Genomic DNA, 25220 nt, shown 5'->3' with positions numbered 1-25220 from the left:
ACCTCCCCCACCGAGCCCGCGAGAAGCGTCGATCACCGACCAGGGGTCAGGCCGACGACGGCCAACGCTTTGCCAAAGGCGTCTTCCCACTCCCGGGGCCCGCGGGTTACCCGTGTGGTCGGCGGCCGCACCCCGTCGAGCGCGGCCAGCACCGAGCGGGTGAGGGCACGCGGGTCGCGGCCGGCGATCTCCGCGCCGCCCTTCTCCAGCTCCCCCTGCAGGTTGTCCCGGCCGTGGCCCGGCACGACGTCCAGCAGCAGCAGGTCGCGCCCGACGACCCGCGCCTCGCTGCAGGTGTCGCCTGACGAGGTCACGACCAGGTCGGCGGCCGCCATGAGCTGGGGAATCCGGTCGGTGAAGCCAAACGGGATCACCCGGTGCTCCCGCTCGGCCAGCGCCGCGAGCCGGCGGGCCAGCTTGGCGTTGTGCCCGGCGACGGCGAAGACCCAGACGCCGGCCGCCGCCATCGCCTCGGCCGCCGCGACGAGCGGGCCGAGGCCCCAGGCGCCGGACATCAGCAGCACGCAGCGCGCCTCCAGCGGGATGCCGAAGGCGAGCCGGGCGTCCCGCTGCGTCGGCGCCTCGTAGAACGGGGCCCGCACCGGCGTCGGGACGACGGCGATCTCGGCGCGCGGGTGGAACCGACGGACGTAGCGCATCGCCGTCGGCGAGGTGACCAGGTAGAGGTCCGTGTTCTGGTGCACCCAAAGCCGATGCGGGCAGACGTCCGTGCAGAACACCACCGTGACCAGGCCGGGGAAGTCGGCCTTGACCCGGCTGGCGGCGGCCGCGCCGGTGGCGAAGACGGAGATGACGACGCTCACCGGCTCCCGCGTCAGCTCGTCGCGCATCCGCGGCACCAGGAAGCGGCTGGACAGGGCGTCGATCGCGGTCGCGACCCGGCCGCCGGTCCGCAACTGGTTGAAGTGAAACGCGTCGTAGAGGCCGGGGACCTCCAGCATCCCGCGGAACACCGCCTCGCCGAGCCGCCCGCCCGGCCCGCCGAGCATCCGCAGGCTGTCCAGCGTGCGGACCCGCATCTGGCGGGCCTCCAGCGAGGCGGCGCAGGCCTGGGCCATCACGTGGTGCCCCATGCCGAGCGAGCCCGTCAGTAGCAGGGCGCCGCCGCTCGGGCGCGGGCGCGCGAACGGGACGTCGAACCCGCGCACCCCGGGGTACGGGCCACCGGCCGACCGGGCCTGGCCCGCCCGCCCGGGACCGGATCCCGGGTCAGGCAGGGTCGGCACGTCCTCGGGCCGGAACGGGACGGTCGGGACCTGAGCCGGGTCCCCGATCCGGGCGCCACGGGCGGGCCAGGCGGACTCGGCGGCCATCACCGCTCCACCGGGCTGGCCGCCAGGCCGGCGCGGCGTGCCGACGGCGTGGCCGGCGCGCCGTCCTGCCGGCTGGGCTTGCGGGCGGTCGCGTCGTCGCTGGGCGCGGCCGGCCTGCGCGGCCGTCCGGCCGGCGACCCTTTGACGCCCGCCTGTTCCGCCTGCTTGTCCGTCTTATCGTCGGCCCGGTTGGCGCGGTACCAGTCGACGTACTGGCGCACCCCGTCGTGGAAGGTCGTCGTCGGCCGCCAGTCGAGCAGCCTGGCGGCCCGCTCGGCGGACACCTCGCGGCCACGGTAGTCGCCGGGCCTGGCCGGTACGTGCTCGATCTCGACGCCCGGGAAGTGGGCCCGAACGGCCTCAGCCATGTCGAGGACGCTGATCCGCTCGGCGCCTTCCAGCGCGATCGTCTCGTTCTCCGCCGCGGGCGCGGTCAACGCGCGGACGTGCGCGTCGGCCAGGTCACGGACGTAGACGTACCGACGGAACTGTTGCCCGTCGCCGGCGACCGTGAGCGGCTCGCCAGCGACCGCGCGGGCGACGAAGCGGGCCAGCACCAGCTCGTCGCGCATCCCGGGACCGTACGGGATCCCGTAGCGCAGGATCGTGAACGGCAGGCCGTAGGTCTCCCGGTAGCTGTGCAGCAGCAGCTCGGCCGCCAGCTTGGTCGACGTGTAGACATGGCCGGCCCGGCCGAGCTCGATGACGGAGTCCTCGGTCAGGCCCTCGCCGCCCGCCGCGCCGACCTCGGGCCTCCCGTCGGCGTCGGGCACGGCGCCGTAGACCCAGACCGTGCTGGCGAACAGCACCCGGCGCACCCCGGTCCGGCGGGCGGCCTCGCAGACGTTGCCGGTGCCCTCGACGTTGAGCCGCACGGTGCCGACCGGGTCGGCGAAGGCCAGGTCGACGTTCGACATGCCGGCGATGTGGAAGACCGCGTCGCAGCCGTCGAACGCGCCGGCCACGGCCTCGAGGTCGAGGACGTCGACGACCCGGTGGTCGGCCCGCGTGTCGGCGCCGTTCACGGCCAGGTCCAGCGCACGTACCTCGTGGCCCGCGTCGAGCAGCCGGTCGACCACGTGCGCGCCGATGAAGCCGGAACCGCCAGTAACAGCAACTCGCATGTCAGTGCTCCAAACGGGGGAACCTCCGCCGGGACGGCCGGACGAGAACGACCGCGACGGCGACGGCTCGCGGATCTGCGCGGGGAGACGGGAGAAGTCCCGCTCGCGACGGCCGAGGACGTGCGTCACGCGTCGAGCCGCCGGTCGGCGAGGACAAAGCCTGGAGTTTCCTCAGCCGGTCAGCAACTGCGCTCTCAGCGCCCCGGAGAGGCCGGTGAGAACGTGGTCGGCCTCGGCGTCCGTCATATCCGAATGGATGGGCAGGCAGATATGCCGGGCGCAGACGTCCTCGGCGACGGGAAGCGCCCCCGCGGCGAGGTTCTCGAAGACCGGCTGCTGGTGCAGCGGGGCCTCGTAGACCTCGCCGGCAAGACCCACTCCATGCTTTTCCTTGAGCTCCTTGCGCAGAGATGTCCGGTCCACACCGGAACTCGGCAGCACTATGTACTTGTAGTAGTTGTTCACGTCGGCGCGTGGTGTCCGCGGCCGGTCCAGGCCGGGGTTCGCGTCGATCGCCGCGTCGTAGCGGGCGGCAATCCGAGCCCGGACCCCGAGAAATTCCGGCAGTCGGCGCAGATGTACGAGCCCGGTGACGGCATGGATCTCACTCATCCGCCACGCGTAACCCTGGCGAATGTGGACGTTGCCCAGGAAACCCGCTTTCCCCTGGTCCCGGTAAAGAAGCGCCTCATCCCGGATCCGATCGTCGGAGGTGACGATCATGCCACCCTCACCGCTGGTGATGACCTTCGTCGGGTAGAACGAGAAGGCGGCGGCGACGCCGAACTGGCCGGCGTACTGGCCGGCGCGCTGGGAGCCGTGCGCGTGCGCGGCGTCCTCGACGAGGGCCAGCCCACGCTCGCCGCACAGCGCCTGGAGCGTGCCGATTCCGGCCGGGATGAGCCCGCCGACGTGGACGACGACGACGGCCTTCGTCCGCTCGGTCAGCACCTCGGCGACGGTCTCTGCCGACAGCGCGAAGGTGTCCGGGTCGACGTCCGCGAACACCGGCCGCCCACCGGCGCGCTGCACGGCGAACGCGGTCGCCGCGAAGGTGTTCGTCGGCAGCACGACGTCGGCCCCCGCCACGTCCACGGCCCGCAGGATGATCTCCAGGGCGGCCGTCCCGCTGTTCACCGCGATCGCGAACGGAGCGGCGTGCGTCCGCGCGAAGGCGTCCTCGAACTCACGGGTGTACGGGCCGAGGGTGAGCTGACCGGTGGCCAGGATTTCGGCCGTCGCCGCCGCGATCTCGGCACGGTCCGCCTCGGAGAAGACGATTCTCGCCGCTGGCACCTGCACCAGTTCCCCCTGTCTCCCCGATCGCGCCTCGCACCGATTTCGGGTGCTCGCGGCCGGCCAGGTTCCTAGGCCCCCGGACCGCCGACCGCCCGGATCGCCGACGGCGCGGCATCGCCCGGAGGATCCGCGATCCGCCCCCGTTCGGCACCGGCACCGTCAGCAGACGTTAACCGCTCTCGGCCACTGCGGCCCGTCGTATCCGTCGCGCGAGATCCAGAAGCCCCGACTTTGCCGGACCGTTTGGCTTGCTCCGGCCCTTTCCCGACACCTCGGCCGAAAACGGCCTCACGAGAACAAAAAGAACCGCCGCCAGGAAAGGCGAGAGCGAGGGGCGGTCCGGCCGATCTGACTTAACCGGCGGCAATAGCGCGTAGAAGTTCGAGAATGCGCAGAAGCGAACAAAAGTCCGCAAAAATGTGGACGCCCCGACAGTCCATTTACTCCTGACGTACGGGGGGAACGCAGGAGATCCGGTCCATCGGGGCGTGGCTTCACACTACGTCCCCCGAACGTCCAGGTGGATGGGACCAAAGTCTCTACTTTTACCTCTAGGCGGACGTACTACTTCTACGCTCCGAATTGGTGCGACAACTTTCCGCAACACGAGTTCCGCTCTCGCCAACCCACATCTGGAATTCCAGCAGCTAGACGCGCCCGAACAGATCGTCGATGGCACCTTCGGGTCACCATCTGGTAACTGTGTTCGCTCAGCTGCCTCACGGAAACGATTGTCTGCTTCACTGTGAGGTGTGCCGCTGCGAGAGGTGCGCGACGCGCACCGACATCTCGGAGTACTTCCCGCCTTCGCCTTCTACGGCGGGCCGCCGGTGACGCCGGATGTCTCGGCCCGTGGCACCCTCGCCGAGCTGCGCGCCGACCTGGACCGGGAAGGCACCGCCAGGGCGCTGGTCATCCCGAACTACGGCGTCCCAGACGTCGCGGTCACCTTCGGCTTCAACGAGCTGTGCGTCGAGGCGGCCCAGGCCGACGACCGGATCCGGGCCGGCCTGTGGGTGTCGCCACGGCCCGCGGACGCGGCGCTCACCGAGCAGGCGCTCCGGCTCGCCGACGAACGGGGCGTCGCGGCGCTGAAGCTGAGCTTCCTGCTCGGCGGCCGCGCCGACGCCGCCGACTGCGCACCCCAGCTGGACGCGATCTTCGCCACAGCGGCGGCGCGCGACCTGGTGGTGCACGTCCACACCTCGCCGGGCGCCGCCTCCGACATCGACGTCGTCGGGCACCTCGTCGACCGGTACGCCGACGACGTGCGTATTCACCTCGTGCACCTGGGTGGCGGCGTCAGCGGGCACATCAAGCTGATCGGCGGCCGGTTCTTCGACTGGATCGCCGCCGGCAAGCGGGTCTACACCGACACCAGCTGGGCGGTCGGCTTCGCGCCCCGCTGGCTGGCCACCGAGATCGAACGGCGCGGCCTCGGCCACGACCGGCTGCTGTTCGCCAGCGACGAGCCCTGGGGCGACCACCCGGGGGAGCTCGCCCGGCTCGCGGCGGCCGTCGGCGACGGGGAGCTGGCCCGGCACGTCTTCACCGACAACTTCGACACCCTCTACGGCTGCCACTCGCCCTGACAAGCCCGCCCCCGAGGCTCCAACCGACGATCACCGGCCGAGGGCCGACCGGCCGACCATCAGGCCCACAGCGGGATCACAGACCGGTGGGCGATCTCCACTTCACAGTTGAACCGTGCCAGAAGGATCAGAACTACCCAGGCCGATGAGTAGAAGGGAAGTCGCCCCCCGATGGAGCTGACCGAGCTGGAGCAGCAGAGCATCGCCGAGGTCCCGCACCCGTCACTGCCACCCGGCAGCAACCTGTACGGCTCAACCAAGATCTTTCCTGACTACCAGGCCGAGAACGGCGAGAGCTACCTGACCCTCATCCACGGCATCGCGCACGAGTCGTCGGTGAGCTTCGTGGCGATCCTGCAGGCGACCCGTGCCCTGCGGAAGGGCTTCGAGTCGGTCATCTACTTCTACGGGCCGGGCGCGATGAACGCGATGGCGACCCGGGGCTTCCCGCACACCGGCGACTCCGCGTTCGCCGGCGAGCACAACATCAACAACCAGCTGGAGACCTTCATCAAGGAGGGCGGGAAGGTCTACGTCTGCCGGTTCGGCCTGTCCCTGCACGGGCTGCGCGAGGAAGACCTGATCGAGGGCGTCATCCCGGCGCATCCGCTGGACATCCAGGACTGCGTGATCCACTACGCCCGCAAGGGCGCCGTCATCAACTCGACCTACATGTTCTGATGACGCTGCCGCCCACCCCCTCCGCGGCGAGCGTCAACGCAGGCGGCGGCCCCACGGCCGCGACCCCCCGCTCCGCGACGGCCGGCCAGGCCCGTCCCCCCGACCTCACGACCGACCTCACGACCGACAAGGCCAGCGCGGCCCTCACCGCGACGGCCGACCTCGACACCGGCTCACGGGCCTCGGCCCCCCGGCCGGCGAGCCTGGAGACCAGGGTCGGCCTCGCGGTCCACGGCGTGCGGCTCACCGCCCCGGTGAGCCGGCGGGCCGGAGCCGGTCCGAGCGACGACGGGCACGTCGTGCTCGGCGGCCGCGGCGTCGCGCTGCCGATCGTGGCGACCAGCCGGTACGAGGTCAGCGGCGACCGGCTGCTGTTCGAGGGCACCGACCTCGGCATCCCCGTCGAGCCGGTCCGCCGGCCCCGGTTCTACGACCTCACGACGGCCGACGGCATCCGCTACGAACAACTGGCCCGGCTGCACGGCGCCGACGTACTGGCGACCACCGTGCTGCAGACCTGCGTCCGCTACCAGGAGGCGGACCGCTGCCGGTTCTGCGCGATCGAGGAGTCGCTGCGCGCCGGGGCCACCACCGCGCTGAAGACCCCGGCCCAGCTGGCCGAGGTCGCCGAGGCCGCGGTACGCCTCGACGGCGTGCGGCAGCTGGTGATGACGACCGGCAGCACCGCCGCGCCCGACCGCGGCGCCCGGCTGCTGGTCGAGGCGGTCCGAGCCGTGCTCGCGGCGGTTCCGGGCCTGCCGATCCAGGTCCAGTGCGAGCCGCCGGCGGACCTCGCGGCGATCCGGGAGCTACGCCAGGCCGGAGCGAGCGCGATCGGGATCCACGTCGAGTCCCTCGACGACGCCGTCCGCGCCCGCTGGATGCCCGGAAAGGCGACCGTCCCGCTGGCCGCCTACGAGGCAGCGTGGACGGAGGCGGTCCGCGTCTTCGGCCGCAACCGGGTCTCCACCTACCTGCTCATCGGTCTCGGTGAGGACCCGGACGAGCTCGTCGCCGGTGCCGAACGGCTCATCGGCCTGGGCGTCTACCCGTTCGTGGTCCCGTTCCGCCCGATCGCCGGCACCCTCGCCGCCCGCGACGGCGCCACGGCACCGGACCAGGCGGTCGTGGCGGACGTGACCCGCCGCGTCGCGGCCGCCCTGCGGGCCGCCGGGATGCGCGGGGCCGACCAGACCGCGGGCTGCGCCGCCTGCGGTGCGTGCTCGGCGCTGCCCGAGGCGGGGGGCTGAGGACCGATGGTGGGCGCGCTGCTCGCCGGTGACCTGATCCCGGCCGCCCCGATCTCCCCGGTCGGCCTGGCCGGGCGGCCGGGGCCGGTGGACACGCTCGCCGTCTGGGGTGATCCCGGAACGCTGCGCCGCCGCCCGCCCTACCGGATCGAGCGGGCGTACGACGCCACCACCATCGCCGCCTACCACCGCCTGCGCCGGGCGGTGTTCGTCGACGAACAGGGCTTGTTCGCCGACGGGCCGACCGGCGACCTGGACGAGACCGACGAGGATCCGCGCACGACGGTGCTGGTCGCCCGGGCGCTCGGCGGGCCCCAGGACGGCCAGGTGATCGGCGGCGTCCGGCTCGGCCCGACGACGGCCTGGCCGGGCCCCGACATCGGCTGGTGGCAGGGTGGACGGCTCGCCGTCCGGGCCGCCGCCCGCCAGCGCTATGCCGGCGTCGGCGGCGCGCTGGTCCGGGCCGCGTGCGCGCACGCGGAGGCGGCCGGCGCGCTGCGGTTCGACGCGACCGTCCAGCAGAGCCGGGAACGGTTCTTCGGCCGGCTCGGCTGGATGACGGTCGGGCCGACGACGGTCAACAGCGCCCCGCACGCGCTGATGCGCTGGCCGATCCACCGGGTGGCCATGCTCGCCGCGATCACCAAGGCACCGCTGGGTGCGCTGCTCGGCGGGCTGCGTCCGGGCGGTACCGGCTTCGTCGGCGACGACGGCGCCCCGGTGCCGGGAACCGACATGGTGGCCGCCTGCGACGCCATCCTGCCAGCGATGGTCGACCGGGACCCGTTCTGGGCCGGCTGGTGCGGGGTGCTGGTCAACCTGAACGACCTGGCCGCGATGGGCGCCCAGCCGCTCGGGCTGCTCGACGCGGTCGCCGGGCCGACGGAGTCCCGGGTCAGCCGGGTGCTGGCCGGGCTGCGGGCGGCGTCCGACGCGTTCGCGGTGCCGATCCTCGGCGGGCACAGCCAGCTCGGAGTGGCGTCGTCGCTCGCCGTCACCGCTGTCGGACGGGCGGAGGAGCCGATCCGGGCCGGCGCCGGCCTGCCGGGGCACGTCATCACCGTCACCGCCGACCTGGCCGGCGGCTGGCGCCCCGGCTACACCGGCCGGCAGTGGGACTCGACCTCGACCCGGCGGACCGCCGAGCTGCGCGGCATGCTCTCGCTCACCGTCCGCCACCGGCCGGTCGCCGCCAAGGACGTCAGCATGGCCGGGATCGTCGGCACCCTCGGCATGCTCGCCGAGGCCAGTGGCTGCTCGGCCGAGCTCGACGTGGCGCGGGTGCCCCGGCCGGCCGGGGTACCGGCCGGCGACTGGCTGACCTGCTTTCCCGGCTTCGCCATGGTCACGGCGGACGTCCTGGAGCGGCCGATGCCCGCGATGTCGCAGGCCGTCTCGGCCTGCTGCGGGCGGCTGGTGCCCGGCTCCGGCGTCTCGTTGCTGTGGCCGGACGGCCTGCGGACCCCCGTTCTCGGTGGCCACGTCACCGGGATGGGGCCCGCATGATCCAGAGCCAGAGCCCGGACGGGACCCGGGTTTGGGAACGAGACAGCCGACCTTCGACCGCTTGTGGTCGGCTGCAGACAGCGGTGGGGGGCAGGGGACCTGCGGATGAGCGTCATGACCATCGGGGTGGTGTCCGATTCGTTCGGGCGGGACCTGGCCACGTGCTTCGAACAGGTAGCCCGTTACATCGAGAAGGCCCGAACGCGGGGCGTCCAGCTGCTCGCGCTGCCGGAGGCTGCGCTCGGCGGCTACCTGCCGGAGCTCGGCTCGACCGACGACCCCGGCGTCGGCGAGCCGGCGCCGTTGCTCGCGGCCGACGGGCCGCAGATCGCCCACCTGGTCGAGCTGGCCGGTGACATGACCGTCTGCATCGGCTACTCGGAACGGGCCGGAGCGCGCCGCTACAACAGCGCCGTCTGCGTCGGCGGCGGCGAGGTGCTCGGGCGTTACCGCAAGGTGCACCTGCCGCTGTCCGAGGGTTCTTCGTACGACGCGGGCACCGGATTCCACGCGTTCGACACGCCGCTCGGGCGGATCGGCATGATGATCTGTTACGACAAGGTCTTCCCCGAGGCGGCTCGCGGCCTGGCTCTCGACGGGGCCGAGATCATCGTCTGCCTGTCAGCTTGGCCGATGGCGCGCACCAAGCCGGCCGACACGCCGGCCGGCGATCGCTGGCGCTTCCGATTCGACACCTTCGATGTGGCCCGCGCGTTGGAGAACCAGGTGGTCTTCGTGTCGGCGAACCAGGTCGGCCGGTTCGGGACGCTGACGTTCGTCGGCAACTCGAAGATCCTGCACGCCGACGGCACGGAGCTCGCCGCGACCGGCGAGGAGCCAGGGCTGGCCGTCGCCCAGCTCGACGTCGACGAGGCGCTGTTCGTCGCCCGGCGCGGCCTGAACCACCTGCGCGACCGGCGCCCCGATGCCTACGACACCCAGTGCCTGCTGGCCGGCGAGCCGCTGCTGCGCCAGCCGCCCCGGCTCGTCCCGCCGGCCCGCACCGGCTGACCCGCTTACCGGCTGACCCGCTTACCGGCTGACCCAATGCCCGCAGGGAGACGATGTCCGCCATGACCTTCGCGGCCACCGAACGCGTCGTGATCGTCGGCGCCGGCGCCGCCGGTCTGCTGGCCGCGGTGTTCCTCGCCCGCGCCGGCCGCCAGGTCCTGGTCCTCGACCGGGACCCCGCCACGCCGCCCGGAGCGGACGAGCCCCGGCCGGGGGTGCCACAGGCGCGCCATTCACACGCCTACCTGGCCCGCTTCCGCGCGCTGCTCACGCAGCGGGCGCCGGACCTGCTGGCCAGGCTGCTGGCCGCGGGCGCGCGCGAGATCTCGCTCGCGCAGACCGCTCCCGCCGAGATCCGCCGCTCACTGGTGACCGCCCCGACCGGGCCGGGCACCGGCGCCCCGCTGCTGTCGGCGGACACGGACGAGCTGGTGGTGCTCGGTGCCCGGCGCGCCCTGCTCGACGACGTGCTGCGCACCGCGGCGCTGGCCGAGCCGGGGGTCACGATCCAGGACGGGTGCCGGGTCACCGGCCTGGTGACCACCCCGGCCTCCGCCGGCGGGGTGCCCTGGGTACGCGGCGTGCGCCTCGCCGACGGGACCAGCGTCGCGGCCGACCTGGTCGTCGACGCGGGCGGGCGGCGCTCGCCGCTGCGGGACCTGCTCGCGGCGACCGGCGCGCTGCTGCCGGCCGGGCTAGAGGCGCCGTGCGGTATCACCTACTACTCACGGTTCTACGCCCGGGGTGGCGACCGCTCGCTCGCCACCGAGCTCAACCGCGGCCACACCGCGGGCGCGTCCTTCGACCGTTACTCCTGCCTGGTCTTTCCGGCCGACAACGACGTCTTCTCGGTGACCTTCGGCGTGCTGCCCGAGGACGCGGAGCTGCGGGTGCTGCGGCACGGCGCCGCGTTCGACGCGGCGGTCCGGGCGATCGGCCCGGTCGCGCCCTGGCTGGACGTGAAGCCGGCCCTCGACCCCAGGGACCGCGACTCCAGGGACGGCGACCCCAGGGACGGCGACCCCAGGGAACCGGCCGTCGAACCGTTGGGCGCGGTCGCCGCGATGGCCGGGCTGCACAACCGGTTCCACCCCTGGGTCGCCGACGGCCAGCCGGCGGTGCTGGGCCTGCTGCCCATCGGCGACGCCGCGATGATCACCAATCCGGCCCATACCCGGGGCACCACGCTCGCCGCGCTCACCGCCGGGTGGCTGACGGACGTCGTCACCGGCACGCCCGACCCGGCCGAGCGCGCGCTTCGCCTCGACGCCACCATGCGGGCCGAGGCACTGCCCTGGTATCACGACTCCCTTGCCCAGGACGCCGCGCGCCTCGCCCGCTGGCGCCCGTCCACCGCCGTCGCCCCTGCTCCTCGCCGCCCGGACGATGCCAGTACGGACCGTGCCGGCACGGACGAGGTCGGTCCGGGCGGCGCGGGCCAGCAGGCGGTGACGAACGGGGAGGCCTTCCTCGCCGCGACCCGCGACCCGGTCGTCTGGCACGCGTTCACCCGGCTGCAGAACCTGCTGGCCCAGCCCTCGGACGTGCTCGCCGACCCGGGGATCGTCGCCCGGGTCCGCGCCGTCCAGGCCTCCGGCTGGCGCCCCACGCCGGCGCCCGGGCCCAGCCACGCCGACCTCGTCGCGACGGCAGAGGCCGCGCTCGTCCGCGCGGGCGGCAGCCAGGCGCCAGACCGGTCACCGTGAGCTGGACCGCCCCCGGCGACGGCCCGCTGCGGATCGCGTTGCTGACGTACTCGACGAAGGCGCGCGGCGGGGTGGTCGCCACGCTCTGCCTGGCCGAGGCGCTTGCCCGCGCCGGCCACCGGGTCGACGTGTGGACTCTCGCCCGCGGCGGTGACGGCGGTTTCTTCCGGCCGGTCGAAGCCGGGGTGACGGTCCGCGCCGTGCCGTTCCCGGACCGGGCAGGCGAGTCCGTCGGAGACCGGGTGCTGCGCTCGATCGAGGTCCTCGGCGCCGCCTTCCGTGGCCATCACCCCGCGGCCGGCGGTGACGATGCGGCCGGCGGGTATGACGTCGTCCACGCGCAGGACTGCATCAGCGCGAACGCGGCGCCGGACTGCATACGGACCGTTCACCACCTCGACGCGTTCACCACACCGGAACTGGTCGCCTGTCACGAACGGGCGCTGCGCCGGCCGTACGCGCACGTCTGCGTGGCGGCGGGGGGGGCGGCGGCGCGCGCGGCCGGCGGGGGCAGCGCGCCACGCGTGACCCCCAACGGCGGCGCGGCGCCCCGGTGCGCCGCGGCGGCGGGCCCCGCGGGGGCCGCGCCCCGGGCCCGGTGGCGCGGGCGGCTCGGCCGATACGTGTTGGCGGTCGGCGGGATCGAACCGCGCAAGGGCACCGCGGACCTCGTCGAGGCGATGTCCCTGCTGCGTGGCCGCCTCCCGGCCGGTGAGCCGGTGCCGCCGCTGGTCGTCGCGGGCGGCGAGACGCTGTTCGACTACCGGGACTACCGCGCCCGGGTGCTGGCCCGGGCCGCCGAGCTGGGCGTCGGGCCGGTGCTGCTCGGCCCGGTGGACCACGCGGAGCTCCCGTCACTGGTCGCGGCGGCCGCCGTGTTCGCGTTCCCGTCCGTCAAGGAGGGCTTCGGCCTGGCCGCGCTGGAGGCGCTGGCGGCCGGCGTGCCGGTGGTGGCCAGCGACCTGCCGGTGCTGCGGGAGGTCTTCGCCGGTGCCGTCCGCTTCGCCGACGGGCCGGCGGAGCTCGCCGCGGGGCTCGCCGCGTCCCTCGCGGCCCCGGATCCGGCCCGTCGCGCGGCCGGCCTCACGCTCGCCGCCCGGCACAGCTGGGACGCGGCCGCGGCCGCCCATGCCGATCTCTACCGCGGCCTACTCGCGGACCGGCGGCCGGCGGCCTCTCCCGCACGTCCCTGAGGCGACTGCCCACGAAGGTGTTGACCATGCCTTGGCGGCGTTAGGCTCACCAGGCAGGATGGTTCGGTCCCACCCGGGCCTTCCAGCAGACCTAGCAGCGCGCGGGCAGTCGACAAGCCGAAGAGGCGGATAGCGGGAGATGAACGAGGAAGCGCCGCCCTGGTACGACCACGCGTTGGACGACCGGCCCGAGCACTTCGAGGTCGAGGTCGCGGGCGCGCGGATCACCTACCGATGCTGGGGCGGACCACCCGAGCTGCCGGCGATCGTGCTCGTGCACGGTGGTGCCGCGCACGCCGGCTGGTGGGACCACATCGCCCCGCTGATCCCGGACGAGTACCGGGTCGTCGCGCTGGACCTCTCCGGCCACGGCGACAGCGACCGCCGCGACGACTACACGCTGTCCATGTGGGCGGCCGAGGTCATCGGCGTGATCGACGACGCGGGCATCAGCTCACCGCCGATTGTCATCGGGCACAGCATGGGCGGCTGGGTGACGATCACCACCGCCGCGGAGCACCCGGACCGCGTCGCCGGCATCGTGCTCATCGACTCGCCCGTCACCGAGTTCACGCCGGAGGAGGCCGCGGCGCGCGACCGGACGGCGTTCGGGCCGCTGCGGGTGTACACGACCGCCGCCGACGCGCTCGCCCGGTTCCGCACGGTCCCGCAGCAGACGCACACCCTGCCCTACGTGATCGAGCACATCGCGCGCGGCTCGATCGGCTCGGTCGAGGGCGGCTGGACCTGGAAGTTCGACCCGAACGTGTTCGGCAACCGGACCCCGGCGCCCGAGGCGCTGCACAAGGTTCACTGCCGCGTCGCGCTGTTCCGGGCCGAGAACGGGCTGGTCACCTCGGACATCGGCGACCAGATGTACAACCTGCTCGGCCGGGTCGCCCCGGTGATCGAGATCCCGCTCGCCGGCCACCACGTCATGCTCGACCAGCCGCTCCTGCTGGTCACCGGCATCCGCACGATCCTCGCCGACTGGGAACACTCCTCCCCGCAGGAGCGCACGGACTAAGGGGCGATCGTCCCGAACGGGCGCTGAGCGCCCGCGGGACGCTCTGCCTCGGGCGCTGAGCGCCCTCCCAACGTTTGATTTCCTGGCGCCCGGAGATCCGGGGACGAGCGGAATCTGGGTCGGGTTCTTGGCTGGGTTGCGTCGTCAGGGGTGCTCTTGGCTGAGCGCCTCCTGGGCCCATTTGCGCAGGGTTGGGACCAGGAGGGGCCAGCGGGTGAAGGCGCTGCCGGCGGTCGCGGCCTCGGCCTGGCGTTCCAGGTACTCGCGGTCGCCCCACGGTGGCTCGACCAGCCGGGCGTTCGGGAGTACGTCGGCGACGGCCTCGGAGGTCGCCCTCGGGTGGAACGGGTCGCTGGCCCCACCGCGGAAGATCAGCGCCGGCACGGTGACCGCGCGGGCTTCGGCGTCGGTGAGGCCGGGCACCCGTTCGTCCGGCCTGGGGGCGTAGGCCGTCATCCAGCGCTGCAGGGTCTCCAGGAACTCGGCCCGGTCCGTGTCGAGGATCCGCTGACGGTTGCCGGGGTTGGCCGCGATCGTCCCAGCCCACTCGGGCAGGTCGGCGACGGCGGCCAGGTCCCGCGTCCAGGCCGCCGTGAGGCTGGCGGTGTAGTAGACGTTTCCCAGGAGCATGAGGCCCAGCGGGCCACCGCTGATCCACCAGAGCGCCAGGCCCGCGGCCACCGCGGGGTGCCGGGCCGCGGTCAGCAGCGAGACGCGGGTGCCGACGGTCGCGCCGGTCAGCACCGCGGGCCCGAGGTCGAGGTGGGTCAGCAGCCCGGCGAGCGTGTCGGCATGCAGCTCGGGCTCACTCGCCCCGGCGAAGCACACGTCGGACGCGCCCGAGTTGGGCTTGTCCCAGACGAGGGCCCGGTCGCCGTCGCCGGCCAGCGCCGCGGCCAGATCGGCCACCCCGGGGGTTTCCTTGGTGAACCGCCCACCCGTCGTGATCACCCACAAGGGCCCGTCGTTCTCGGCGCCGACCAGCTCGTAGGCGACCCGCAGGCCGTCGACGGTCGCGAACGCCATCAGATGGCGGTCTTGTCGCTGTGATGGAACTTGGCCTCAAGGCCCCGCAGGGTCGCATCAACGGTGAACGACGCGACCAGGACGCCCGCCTCGGTGTAGACCCGGTTTTCCGCGTGCGCCATCCCGTCGCCGACGAACGTCGAGTGGTGGTGGTAGCGCATCCACTGGTCGGCCCGGATGTCGGCGTGCAGCGCTATCCCGATCGCGCTGATGCCCATCGACAGGGTGCGGTGGGCCTGGTCCTGGCCGAAGCCGGCGTGCGGGCGCATCGCGGCGGCGAGCGACATGTGTCCGGTGAACTGGGCGAGCAGGCCGGCGTGCAGGGCCGGGTCGGCCGGTACCTCGCGGAACTTCACCCAGGCGTCGAGGGTCGGTGGGCCGACCGGCGCGTTCGAGTCGTTGTTGTACGCCGCGTCCACGACGCGCAGATCACGGCCGGTGACCGACATGTCATAGGGAACCGCGTCGTACGGTCCTGCGACCGGCGGGGTCGGCTCCTCGTACCGGAAGACGTCGGCCGCAGTGACGTCGAGCAGCATGTTGACGCTGGCCCGGCGCCTGCCCTCCTGGCTGACATGCACCAGCACCGCGCTGAACGTCCGGCCGGAGCTGAGGTCCTCGAGGTCGAACTCAAGGGGAATCCTGGTGTCGGCGACCCGGTACATCACCAGCTGCGCCGACACGACGCGACGGCCACCGGTGTGCCGCATCGCGGCGACGATCGCCTGGCCGAGGATCTGGCTCGCCTCGACGACCGACCGGGCCGCGAACGGCCGGATGGCGCTCACCTGGCGGCGCTCGCCGACGATCCGCAGGTCCATCATGTCGATGAGGTCGGCGGCGTCGCCCCAGTTCGGGAACTGCTTCACTGACGCCTCGCGGGGGTCCTCACCCGCGACGAGGTCGACGATCTCGACGCGCACCCTGTCATGGTCGAAGGCGACCAGATCCGCGAGCCAGTCCAGGCCGGGCGCCGGTTCGGTGAAGCTCCACACCGCAGCCTGGCCGTCGACCAGCCCGTCGCCGCCGGCCTGCTCCGGGTCCTGCCATTCGGGCCGCGGCGCCGGCGACTTCCCGTCGAGCGTCCACAGCCGGGCCGTGCCCTTGACCGGGCAGACGGCCTGGCCGCCCGCCGCTCCGACCAGCTCGAACCGGACGTCTGCCGTCGGGAAGTACAGCTCGGGCGACCGTCCGGGCTCGCTCACCCGGACGGCGGCCGTCGACTCGGCGACCAGCCGTCCATCCCACCAGGCGCGCGCCCGATATCGACACGGAACGTGTTCAATCGCCTGCGCCGAGTCCGGTCCCGCGTCGTTCGTCACTGGCAGCACGTCCCGAAAGGCTAGTGCCCACCACCCCCACACGCCCGTTCTGCGCCACCCCCGCGCCCGCCACGAGAAACTACTCAAGGTAATCAATCCCGTACGGCTGTACGGCCCGCAGAGCGACCAACACACCTCACCTGGTCCCGACACAAGGCCCCTTGGGGGGATACCAATGCCTCGCAACGCGAAGCGAACCCTGACCAGAGGCCCTGCTCCTGGATCAGCGTCGCTCCGTAAATGCTGCCAGAACCACGCCTAGGAGACCGGACCTGGTAGCGGCGTCGTCACCAAGTCGATGCCAAGACCGGGCGACCACTACCGCCTACGAGGCAACCAACCCAACTGATCACAAGACGACGGCTGTAGCACTAACGGGGCTTCGCCCCAGCCCGACGAGGCATGTGTCTGTGGTCTGGCTGTGATCGTGGGCTCCGGCCGGGCGGTGTGACGGGTTGACGATGAACCCGTTGTGGTGCCGCGCTGATCGGCGGCGGTGGCCCGAGGGCTGACCGTCCCGGACCGGAACTGACGATGACGCTACCGCGCACTGTCGCCGATGTCCTGTCTGACCATGTGCGCTTCGAGGTCGAGTGCATCGACCGGATGTACCTGAACGTCTACATCCCGCAACTCCAGTTCGCCCAGGGGATCGTCGGTTATCTGAACCGCCAGCTCGGGATGCGGGTTGCCTCGACTGCCCCGCTCGGGGCGATCACGGACCGGTTCGTCACCGCGATCCGCCGGTTCGCCGCCGACCGGGAGATCCCGATCGTCGACTTCGCCCGAGGCCAGCGCAAGGACGACGTGATGCACGAACACCTCGCCCGGTTGACCGGCGACGAACGGGTGCTGTTCATCGGCCGTGCGCAGGAGAAGGTCCCGCTGTTCCGGACCGAGAAGCGCCGCGACCGCGAGGGAAAGACCTACCCGTGGATCGTGAAGACGACCGGTCTGGTCAACCAGTTCTACGTCTACTGCGTCGACGCCGACTTCGGACCGTTCTTCCTGACCCACACCCTCGACCGGCCCCTGTCCGGGCGGGTGTTCTTCGAGCAGGTCATCCGCGACAACCTCGACCTCGGCCGCCCCGACCAGGTCAGCCTCATCTTCGACCGGGAATTACGCCGCGGCGGGAAACGGCCCACCCCGGGCCGGTTCCGCACCCGCGTGATTACCGCGAATGTCGTCCCGAGCCTGCACGTCGACTACAAGCACGCCACGATCAAGCAGTGCCACAAGGAGAACCAGGCCCTGCGCACCGAAACGACCATCAACGACACCCGTGACTTCGGCATCGGGAAACGGCTGATCAACCTGCCCGCGCTCCGACAGGTCGGCTTCAAGGCCAACCGGCGTCTCCTCGACGTCCAGACCATCAGCCACGACCCGATCAACGGCCACACCGCACTGACAGCGATCACCGATCCGGTCATCACCACCACCGGCCGGCGCGTCGCCGGGATGCGGTTCACCGACCCCCGCGTCGACGCGCTCCTGACCGCGATCCTCGTCTTCCGCCTGCTACCCGACGGTTTCACCAACCGAGACCTGCACGAGCACCTCGCGCTACTGCTCGGCCGCCACCCGAGCACCATCACCAGCGGACAGATGAGCTACGACCTCCGCCGCCTACGCCTCCACGGAATCATCGAACGCATCCCCGGCAGCCATCGCTACCAGGTCACCCTCCACGGCCGACGCCACGCGATGTTCCTGACCCGCCTCCACCACAGGGTCATCACCACCGGCCTCGACGACCTCGCCCGCACCGATGATCCCCCCGCACTACGTCAGGCCGCCGACACCTACGACTCCGCGCTCGACCGACTCCTCCGACAGGCAGGCCTCGCGGCCTGACCCACAGGCCACGAACTTGACCCATCCTTGACGGCTTCGCCCGACCAAGCCTTCTAGGCCGCCGATGCACACGAGCAGGATGACGAGACATCCATCCAGAGCGCCGGTTGCCGCAATCATGCCAGCCAGAAGATGGAACAGGGCGCAGCCGGCCGCGCCAGCGGTTCCAGAAAGGCGGCGACTCACCTGGAATTTTCAGAATCGTCCCGCGACTTGGTCCGATCAGCCTCCAGAGGAGACGGAGCCTACTAGGCTCGCCTGGTGTGAGTGACGTTTTCATCAGCCACGCTTCGGACACGGCCTCATTTCCGCAGGACCGAACGTTCATCCAAGCAGCTTCCGAGGCGATCCTACGCGCCGGCCACAGGCCGGTGGATATGGCGTACTTCTCGGCACGGGACGGAACTCCGGCCAGCTACTGTGAAGAACTCGTCCGGAAGTCTCAAATCTTTATTGGAATCATCGGGTTTCGGTACGGATCTATCGTTCCAGATACCGTCGACTCGATCTCCTATGTAGAACTAGAGTTTAGTACAGCAACGACCGCCGGGATCCCCAGGTTAATCTTCCTTCTAGACGATGACGCCCCATTTCCTCCTCGTCTTGTCGATAGAGACAGAGACAGAGTTGAAGCCTTTCGCCAGCAACTCCGCGATTCAAACGTGATTCTTCAGACGTTCGCCAATGCAGATGCTCTAGAAGCAGGAATTCTCCACGCCCTAAATGAGGTCCGGGTAACTCAGTCCGCTCTGCCGATTTCAGATACCGGAGGCACCGACCGCCGTCCATGGATGTCGCCCGTAGTTCCTGGACAATTAGTTCGAAGACCCGCATTGGCCCAGAGCGTATTGACAAGAGTACTCGCGGACGACTCCTCAGCCGTCGCCATTACAGCGTCCCTGGAGGGCGCCGGAGGCTTCGGAAAGACCACTCTGGCTGCTATGATCTGTCAAGACCACGAGGTGAAGAGGAGATTTCCCGGCGGCCTTCTGTGGGCAACTATAGGTGAGCAACGAAAGGGCGCAGATCTCGCCGCGGTAATCGGCAGTATGTTTGAGATCCTCTCGGGTGAACAGATGATCTCATCAGATCCGATCGTCGCTGGAGCGCGTCTCGGAGAGCTCCTTGATACCCGCCCCCCAATACTATTGGTAGTCGACGATGTCTGGTCATACGAACAGCTTCAGCCGTTTCTTATCGGTGGCGCGCAATGCCGCCGCCTGATCACGACCCGGAATCGCAATGTTGTGCCCCGAGGGAATCTACCAATCCTTGTAGACGCGATGACGGCCGACCAGGCGACCAACCTCATTATTGCCGGAATCGACGGCCTGCCAGACGGATCAGTTGAGGAACTAGTACATTTGACTGGGCGCTGGCCGGTGCTTCTCGGGCTAGTCAACCGCGCGCTTGTTGAATATATCAAGGACGGCGCCGAACCTGCCGACGCCGCCCAATGGTCGATAACCGAACTCACGACAAGTGGGCCAACAGCACTTGATCTAGATGACCCTGAAAGCAGAGCCCACGCAGTTGCCGCGACTGTCGATGCGAGCCTCCGACTATTAACCACAACGGAGCGCGAGCGCTATCTCGACTTAGCAATCTTCAGCGAAGATACCTACATTCCACGCGATGTTTTGGTACTACTCTGGGCCGAGACAGGTGGTCTAACTGCCATCGAGGCAGAACGCCTGCGCGCCAAGATAGTACGGCTCAGCCTCGCCTTCGGACGATGGGAGGCGGGCGCACCGGCCATCCACCTGCATGACGTCGTACGCACATACCTCCGGCACTGCACATCCCAAGAACGCCGCGCGACGGCGAACGCCGCGCTCTTGGATGCCGCGCGCAAAGTCATCAGACGAACACCTAATCCTGAAACCGATACATTCCCGTGGTGGGAACTGCCAGCTAGCGCCGAATATTTTTGGCGACACCTTTCTTACCACCTCAAGGAGTCTGGCCAGATCGACGAATTGGCGCAACTGGTTTGCGATCTCAAATGGGTCGAAGCCAAGACTGCACATTTCGGTTCGCCTGTCCCGGCAGAGGCCGACCTTGCCACTGTGCAAAACGGCCTCGCCAATACCCTGCGTCGATCTCTCAAATCCAACGCTGCACTGCTCAATCCAATGACACCATCCACGGGCCTCGGAGCAACGCTAGCAAGCCGACTGTCCTCGGTAGATGGCCTCGAGCAGGCCGTATTATCTTACAGCAGGCAGTTGCCGAATCCCAAGATCGAGAATATCTGGCCTTTGCCGGACAGGTTGGAGTTCGACCCGTCCATCCGTCAGGAATGGCACGCAGGCGGCATCTATGCTTGCGACTTTTCTTCGAAAGATCGCCTACTCGCATCTGCTGGGGAAGACGGGTCGGTACGTCTCTGGGATCTGGCGGCCCACCGGGAGGTTGCGGCCAGAGATGGATACACAGGCGGAGTGAGAACATGCGTCTTCTCGCCAGATGGCGAGTTGCTCGCGTTCGCAGGCGGCGACGGATTGGTCCGCCTATGGAACATCACGGAGAACACGAGTCCCACCTTCCTGCAGGCACACCGTGGTGGCGTTTGGAGCTGCGCATTCTCACCTAACGGTCGATATCTCGCCTCGGCGGGATCCGACGGCCTGGTTCGAATCTGGGATTTTTCCTTGGAAGAATCGAGGGAGCCATTGAGCGGACACGCTGGAGGCGTCTACCAATGTGTCTTCTCGCCAGATTCGCGATTCTTGGCGTCGGGTGGTGCCGACCGAAACGTTCGTATTTGGAATTCCGAAACCGGCGACCTCGTCGCTGCTCTAGGTGACCACGCCACGGCGGTCTGGGGGTGTGCATTCTCGCCCAATGGTGAACGTCTCGCTTCAGCTTGCGGTGACGGCAGCGTAAATTTGTGGAATACATCGGCCTGGCAACTCACCGGTAGTTTGACAGGGCACAATGGCGTTGTGAACGACTGCACATTTGGCCCCGGCGGTGAACTTTTAGCAACCGCCGGCGACGACAAATCGATCCGCTTGTGGCGCGTCGATTCACAGGAGCTTGTTGCTGTCCTGCAGGGGCACGAGGGGTTCGTTCGGCAATGCACCTTCTCGTCAGATGGACAGTCCGTGGCGTCCGCTAGTGCGGACAAGACCGTGCGTATCTGGGACGTGGCAACCCAGACATCCCAGATCATCATGACCGGTTCGGCGAAGATCGCCACAGCAGCACGCAGCTGTGCATTCTCGCCAGATGGCAAAACCATCGCATCCACCGACGATGCCGGCATCGTATCGATATGGGATGTTCAGTCCGGTCGTAGACTCAGGATGCTCGACTGGGCTAGCGGCAGCGCGCAGGGGTGCGGATTCTCTCCGAGAGGTCTATTAGCTGTCGGATACAGCAGCGGAGCCCTGCGCGTCTGGAATCCTGTTACGGCGGAGATAGTCGCCGATCTTGAAGGGCACGCGGGAGGAACCTGGAACGCGACCTTCTCTTCAGATGGTCGATTTCTTCTCTCCTGTGGTACGGATCAAAAGGTTCGAGTTCGAGCCACAGACACCTGGGCTACGGACGCCTCGTTGGAGGGGCACGCGGGGGGCACTTGGGCGTGCACCTTCTCCTCCGATGGGACTCGCCTCGCTTCCGGAGGAGCAGACGGCTCTCTTCGAATTTGGGATACCCTTACACATCGGCGCCTGTTCACGCTCGAGAAACATACGGACTGGGTTTCAAGCTGCGCCTTTTCCCCCGATGGCCACATCCTTGCCTCGGCAAGCGCCGACGGAACTCTGCAGATATGGGATGCCGACACCGGCGAGGCCATCGATACTCTGGAGGGTCACACCGACTGGGTAAGATCCTGCGCCTTTTCTCCAGACGGGCTTTTTCTTGCTTCCGCTGGCTCCGACTGGATGTTGCGCATTTGGGACATACAATCACGTAAATGCTCTGCCGTTCTTCGCGTCGCGCAGCCGCTGCATAGCTGTACATGGCATCCGACGGCACGATCAGTCGCCGCTGCGGGAGGCGGCGGTGTTTATCTATTCTCCTACCGCCATGACAAAGATAACCTCGAGTAGCCGCTAGCGGTCCTCGGTTGGCGCCAACAGTGGCGACTGAATAGCGGCCCATGAATTAGTCGATGAGAGCAATGTACCGGTCACCCTCGCTATAAGGCCATAATTTTGCTCAAGAGAATTGAACATGATCGGCAGCGTGGCCGCATAAGACCGTTTATTGAGCGATTGCGCACCCGCTCCACGGAAGCTGCCTGCCTGGAGTAAAGTTGAGGCTAAGTACGGCTATGACGAGCCGACCTGTTCGCCAATCCGACAAGGGCTGAGGACTACATGCGCGACGGCGGGCCAAGAATTGCACTCGTAACCACTCATTCCTACCAAGGCGTCGACGAAGACGTAGATATGCCGCTACTGAGCGAAGAAATGCGGCATCATGCGTACGAGGTCCACGTCGCAGCATGGGATGATCCATCGATTGACTGGTCGGGCTTTGACCTGGCAATAGTCCGATCTACGTGGGACTACAGCTGGCGACTGCGTGAATTTTTGACATGGGCTTCTAGGTGCGCATGTGTTTCGAGACTTGAGAATTCCGTGGCGCTACTGAGGTGGAACGCAGACAAACGCTATCTCGAAGACCTTGCTAGCCGCTCAGTGCCAGTCGTACCAACAAGTTATCTCGCTCCCGGCGACCGTATAGTACTCCCTGGAAATTATGAGTACGTAGTTAAGCCGGCGGTCGGCGCCGGATCGCAACTTGCCGCGCGTTATGTGCCATCAGACAAGACGGCAGCTGAATCTCACATTCGCGACCTCCACATGCGTAATCTAACGGCTCTCGTACAACCTTATATTCACGAGATTGACTCGACCGGAGAACGCGCGCTAGTCTTTCTTCGGGGCGTTTTTCTTCACGCGGTCCGTAAACAAGCTGTGCTGACGCCAAACGGAAAATATGATGATCACTCTCGAGAGGCTCATCCAGGTGTCGAACCATGGGCACCGAGCGCCCACGAGATAGCGACTGCCGAGAAAGCGCTGTCGGCAGTCCCAGACGCGGAGGTTCCTCTTTATGCGCGAGTCGATCTCATAGACGGACCCGACAAGACTCCTCTCGTCGCGGAACTCGAACTTGTTGAACCGAACTTGTTTCTAAAGATCCATCCTTCGTCGGTGCCTGTTGTGGCAGCGACCTTCCTTAAAGCGGCTCTAGGCTGAGAATTTTAGAGAGATACGGACGGAGGTGAAGATTGATAGTTTTGACTGCCGGATTAGAACTGGTCTATGAACAGCCGAGGGGATGGCTAGAGGTCAACCCACCCTTGTTTTATCCGGATATCGCGCCCGCTTCCGTAGTGGAGGTCGCCGGAAGGGTCAGCGACTCTGGTTTCGAATTTGTCCGCGGCTCCTTCTATGGTGAGGCCCTGCTAGCATCAAACTACTGGAGGGAACTTGCTGCGAGCTTCAGAGATCTCCCAGTCGACCGCTATCTCGCGAAAGGCGCAGACTTTCGCCGGCGGCGGTACGGGCGATTTTTTCTGGATATCGAAGGTAAGCTCGCGGATGCGCCTTCTGCACCTTTCGTGCAGGCTAGGAGATACAATTCCTATGCAGGTGATGTCAGGCGATATTTTGACGAACTGGAACCGACGGTCCGACAGAACCCGTCCTTGTTGCTTCTTATTGCAACCGACGCTGCAGTTGTCCGCGCGGTTTTCCCGACAAGGCGATTCTGGAGAGTGGAGGTTCATCAATTTCGAATCACCGCGCGACCCGGCGCGATGGGGTTTCCGACTCCAGAGGGTATACATCGGGACGGCAATGACATATTTGCGATACATTTGATTGACCGTGATTGTCGTGGTGGCCAGTCCAGAGTCTACTCGGAGGATGGTCGCCCTCTGGCTAAGCGATTTCTGAAACGGCCGCTAGATAGCCTTTATGTCTTCGACAGTGTCGTTCTGCATGATGTTTCTCCTATTCAAACGAAAGGAGGATGCGGCGTACGCGACGTGATAAATATCGATTTCTTCGGGCTTTAGTGGACTGGACGAGAAGGCTGTCTCGAATCACAGCGTCACCGGGCCGCGCCAGACCCCCAGCACCTGTCGCGCATCCTGACACCTCCTCTTGAACGAGAAGGTCAAGCCGAGGCTCGGATGACGAGCTCGGTGGGCAGGATCAGCTCTCTGGGTTCGCCGTCCGGGTCCGCGATGCGGGCCAGCAGGAGCTGGACCATCTCCTGGCCCATCAACTCGACCTGCTGGCGGACGGTGGTCAGCGGCGGGTCGGCGTAGGCGGCCAGCGCCGCGTCATCGAAGCCGACGACCGCCACGTCGTCCGGCACCCGCCGCCCGGCCGCCCGCAGCGCGCGCAGCGCGCCCAGCGCCATCAGGTCCGACGCCGCGAAGACGGCGTCCAGGTCCGGGTGCTCGGCCAGCAGCCGCTCGGTCGCGGCCTGCCCGCTGGCCTCGGTGAAGTCGCCGACGACGACCCACCCCGCCGCCGCGTCACCACCGGCGGCGCGCACCGCCTCGGTGTAGCCGCGCAGCCGGTCGACGCCGACGCTCATGTCCGGCGGGCCGGCAACGGTCGCGATCCGGCGGCGGCCGGTGGCTAGCAGGTGGCCGACGGCGTCGCGGGCGCCACCGACGTTGTCCGCGTCGACGTAGTCGACCATCCGGCCGGTCAGCAGCCGCCCGGCCATCACGAGCGGCACTCCGGCCGCCGCGATCGCGTTGGGCATGATGTCGTCGCCGTGCAGCGAGATGAGCAGCACGCCGTCGACGTGACCGTTGCCGACGTAGCGCAGCGCCCGGTCCCGCTGGGCCTCCCCCTGCGCCTGCAGCAGGACGAGCTGCAGATCGGTGGGGCTCAGCGCCCGGTTGACGCCGCGCAGCACGCTCGCGAAGAACGGGTCGGAGAACACGGTGTCCGGCCGTTCGTGGACGATCAGCACGAGGGTGTCGGTCCGGCGGGTGACCAGGCTGCGGGCGGCCCGGTTCGGCACATAGCCGAGCTGGGCGATCGCCGCGGTGACCGAGGCCAGGGCCTCCGGCGACACCCGGGACGACCCGTTGACCACCCGCGAGACGGTCGCCCGCGAGACCCCGGCGAGCTCCGCGACCTCCTCCAGCGTCGGCGCCCGGCGCGGAGCCGGGCCGGCGCCGCGCGACTCGCCGGAGGTCCCGCTCGGATCGGCCAGGCCGATCGCCCCGCTCATCGATCCCCCCTTCGTCGCGGCCGCCGCGACCCGGCCCGAGGCCGCCTTCGTACGCCGGTTTC

General features: G+C 68.9%; 18 protein-coding genes. 12 read left to right on the top strand and 6 right to left on the bottom strand.

Annotated features, from left to right (window positions below):
- Positions 1 to 32 precede the first annotated feature (32 nt).
- The 3 genes from I6A60_RS00765 to I6A60_RS00755 form a co-directional block, all read right to left on the bottom strand.
- The gene (locus I6A60_RS00765) at positions 33 to 1334 is read right to left on the bottom strand and encodes a glycosyl hydrolase (RefSeq protein WP_203024946.1); all 1302 of its coding nucleotides are present in this window, start codon (positions 1332 to 1334) and stop codon (positions 33 to 35) included.
- A complete protein-coding gene (locus I6A60_RS00760) occupies positions 1334 to 2458 on the bottom strand; it encodes an NAD(P)-dependent oxidoreductase (protein ID WP_203024945.1) in 1125 nt (374 codons plus the stop codon). The genes I6A60_RS00765 and I6A60_RS00760 overlap by 1 nt, the downstream gene beginning before the upstream one ends.
- A gap of 171 nt (positions 2459 to 2629) precedes the next feature.
- Positions 2630 to 3760, bottom strand: a complete 1131-nt coding sequence (locus I6A60_RS00755) for a DegT/DnrJ/EryC1/StrS aminotransferase family protein (RefSeq protein WP_203024944.1) — start codon at positions 3758 to 3760, stop codon at positions 2630 to 2632.
- 749 nt (positions 3761 to 4509) lie between these two features.
- Here I6A60_RS00755 and I6A60_RS00750 point away from each other — a divergent pair.
- The 8 genes from I6A60_RS00750 (at position 4510) to I6A60_RS00715 (ending at position 13723) form a co-directional block, all read left to right on the top strand.
- On the top strand, positions 4510 to 5349 hold the full coding sequence (locus I6A60_RS00750; protein WP_203024943.1) for an amidohydrolase family protein: 840 nt from the start codon (positions 4510 to 4512) through the stop codon (positions 5347 to 5349).
- A gap of 171 nt (positions 5350 to 5520) precedes the next feature.
- Positions 5521 to 6030, top strand: a complete 510-nt coding sequence (locus I6A60_RS00745) for an MSMEG_0572/Sll0783 family nitrogen starvation response protein (RefSeq protein WP_013427987.1) — start codon at positions 5521 to 5523, stop codon at positions 6028 to 6030.
- Positions 6030 to 7280: an MSMEG_0568 family radical SAM protein gene (locus I6A60_RS00740; protein WP_203024942.1), complete on the top strand. Its 1251-nt coding sequence runs from the start codon at positions 6030 to 6032 to the stop codon at positions 7278 to 7280. Before I6A60_RS00745 ends, I6A60_RS00740 begins: the two co-directional genes overlap by 1 nt.
- 6 nt (positions 7281 to 7286) lie before the next feature.
- Positions 7287 to 8786, top strand: a complete 1500-nt coding sequence (locus I6A60_RS00735; protein WP_203024941.1) for an MSMEG_0567/sll0787 family protein — start codon at positions 7287 to 7289, stop codon at positions 8784 to 8786.
- A 105-nt stretch (positions 8787 to 8891) separates the two neighbouring features.
- The gene (locus tag I6A60_RS00730) at positions 8892 to 9797 is read left to right on the top strand and encodes a carbon-nitrogen hydrolase family protein (protein WP_203024940.1); all 906 of its coding nucleotides are present in this window, start codon (positions 8892 to 8894) and stop codon (positions 9795 to 9797) included.
- Between the two features lie 62 nt (positions 9798 to 9859).
- On the top strand, positions 9860 to 11503 hold the full coding sequence (locus tag I6A60_RS00725; protein WP_307838636.1) for an FAD-dependent oxidoreductase: 1644 nt from the start codon (positions 9860 to 9862) through the stop codon (positions 11501 to 11503).
- Positions 11500 to 12696 (top strand): MSMEG_0565 family glycosyltransferase, encoded by a 1197-nt coding sequence (locus I6A60_RS00720; RefSeq protein ID WP_203055532.1) that lies wholly within the window; start codon positions 11500 to 11502, stop codon positions 12694 to 12696. The genes I6A60_RS00725 and I6A60_RS00720 overlap by 4 nt, the downstream gene beginning before the upstream one ends.
- A 139-nt stretch (positions 12697 to 12835) precedes the next feature.
- Positions 12836 to 13723, top strand: coding sequence for an alpha/beta fold hydrolase (locus tag I6A60_RS00715; RefSeq protein ID WP_203024937.1), 888 nt, complete (start codon positions 12836 to 12838; stop codon positions 13721 to 13723).
- A 144-nt stretch (positions 13724 to 13867) separates the two neighbouring features.
- Here the strand turns inward: I6A60_RS00715 and I6A60_RS00710 are convergent, their stop codons facing one another.
- Both I6A60_RS00710 and I6A60_RS00705 read right to left on the bottom strand, forming a co-directional pair.
- On the bottom strand, positions 13868 to 14749 hold the full coding sequence (locus I6A60_RS00710) for an alpha/beta fold hydrolase (RefSeq protein WP_203024936.1): 882 nt from the start codon (positions 14747 to 14749) through the stop codon (positions 13868 to 13870).
- Positions 14749 to 16080, bottom strand: a complete 1332-nt coding sequence (locus I6A60_RS00705; protein ID WP_307838635.1) for a DUF427 domain-containing protein — start codon at positions 16078 to 16080, stop codon at positions 14749 to 14751. The genes I6A60_RS00710 and I6A60_RS00705 overlap by 1 nt, the downstream gene beginning before the upstream one ends.
- Before the next feature lie 525 nt (positions 16081 to 16605).
- On the opposite strand from I6A60_RS00705, the gene I6A60_RS00700 reads away from it, so the two are divergent.
- From I6A60_RS00700 to I6A60_RS00685, 4 genes are all read left to right on the top strand, one after another.
- Positions 16606 to 17931 carry a hypothetical protein gene (locus I6A60_RS00700; protein ID WP_203024935.1) on the top strand — a complete coding sequence of 442 codons (1326 nt, stop codon included), beginning with the start codon at positions 16606 to 16608 and terminating at the stop codon, positions 17929 to 17931.
- A gap of 263 nt (positions 17932 to 18194) precedes the next feature.
- Positions 18195 to 21995: an NB-ARC domain-containing protein gene (locus I6A60_RS00695; RefSeq protein ID WP_203024934.1), complete on the top strand. Its 3801-nt coding sequence runs from the start codon at positions 18195 to 18197 to the stop codon at positions 21993 to 21995.
- 270 nt (positions 21996 to 22265) lie between these two features.
- A complete protein-coding gene (locus I6A60_RS00690; protein WP_203024933.1) occupies positions 22266 to 23153 on the top strand; it encodes a RimK family alpha-L-glutamate ligase in 888 nt (295 codons plus the stop codon).
- 32 nt (positions 23154 to 23185) lie between these two features.
- Complete coding sequence (locus I6A60_RS00685) at positions 23186 to 23977, top strand: 2OG-Fe dioxygenase family protein (RefSeq protein WP_203024932.1); 792 nt, start codon at positions 23186 to 23188, stop codon at positions 23975 to 23977.
- A gap of 101 nt (positions 23978 to 24078) precedes the next feature.
- On the opposite strand, the gene I6A60_RS00680 is transcribed toward I6A60_RS00685, so the two are convergent.
- Entirely contained in the window at positions 24079 to 25158 is a 1080-nt protein-coding gene (locus I6A60_RS00680; RefSeq protein ID WP_238434503.1) for a LacI family DNA-binding transcriptional regulator, read from the bottom strand.
- Between the last annotated feature and the right edge of the window lie 62 nt (positions 25159 to 25220).

This window comes from Frankia sp. AgB1.9, assembly GCF_016786355.1.
In the GTDB taxonomy this organism is placed as follows: Bacteria; Actinomycetota; Actinomycetes; order Frankiales; family Frankiaceae; genus Pseudofrankia.
The sequence above is the reverse complement of the archived record's forward strand: the minus strand, read 5'-3'. Positions and strand labels throughout refer to the sequence as shown.